The 1116-nt window shown below is 44.2% G+C and carries 2 protein-coding genes; both read left to right on the plus strand.

Annotated features, from left to right (window positions below; genetic code table 11):
- Positions 1-457: putative capsular polysaccharide synthesis family protein (locus R7O12_RS26325; protein ID WP_318127013.1), on the plus strand; the 457-nt coding region annotated here is incomplete at its 5' end.
- Positions 457-1116, plus strand: a 660-nt coding sequence (locus R7O12_RS26330) for a glycosyltransferase (RefSeq protein ID WP_318127014.1), incomplete at its 3' end; no start/stop codon positions are given. The genes R7O12_RS26325 and R7O12_RS26330, both read left to right, overlap by 1 nt.

Consider the following 1116-nt stretch of genomic DNA (forward strand, 5'->3'; position numbering starts at 1 on the left):
AGAAAAATATTTAAATGACGACAGTGCAATTCGCTCTGAGCGTCCGCAATTGTTGCAAGAAGCTTTCGAAGAGCACATGAATCACCACTACCCTTTGGAGTGGTTTGATAATGAAATAAAAATGCTAACAGGGATCGACGTGTTCAATAAACCGTTCGATCATGAAGCTGGTTGCCAAACCTACCAACAAGGCAACTTTTCTCTGCTCGTAATTCGAAGTGACAAGCTGAAGCAATCACCAGCTACCGTTGGCGAGTTTCTCGGCTATCCAGTTGATGTGGTCCACGACAACCAATCAAACAACAAATGGTACTCCTCGCTGATCAATGACTTCAAAAACAGCTATCAACCTAAACCCGAGTTTATTGAGGAAATGTTGTCATCCAAATTGACGACCCACTTTTTTACTTCAAGTGAAATTTCCGAACTCAAACAAAAGTATCAAATGGCGCAATGATGAAGACGAAAATTTTACACATCATCAACGACCTATCTCAAAATGGTGGGGCGCAAAAGTTCTTAGTGGACTTGGTGCTCGAGCATAATCCCGAGTATGAAATCAAGATCCTCGTGTTGTGTGCTGAGAACGACTATTTGGAACAACTCTCCGCACAGGGAATCCAATGCTTTAACTGGCAGACACTGTCTCTATCGGAAAAATGGTCACTACTACGCTGGCCAGATCTCGTTCACGGACACCTGTATCCGTCTATTTACCTAGCGCTGCTTTCGATCGGGAAAAAACGCATTCAAACAGAACACTGCTCTTACAACCGACGCAGAGATTACCCTCTGTTTAAGTTCATAGAATATGTCCTCTATTGGGGTCACCACTATACCGTTAGCATCAGTGAAAAAGTTCAAGAAGAATTGGTGAAGTTCATGCCTCGGTACCAACACAAGTATCGAGTTGTACATAACGGCGTCGACTTAAATCGCTTTCCGATGACGGCCAAACAAGCCCACGATCTCAGCGAGAAAGCAACCATCAACATTGGCATGGTTGGCCGACTACATGAACACAAAGATCACGAAACGTTAATTCACGCCATCGCAAAACTGCCTGAGTGCTACCACTTACACCTTGCCGGAGATGGAGACAGAAAAGCCTCGCTT

The sequence above is a fragment of the Vibrio sp. Vb1574 genome (assembly GCF_033338675.1).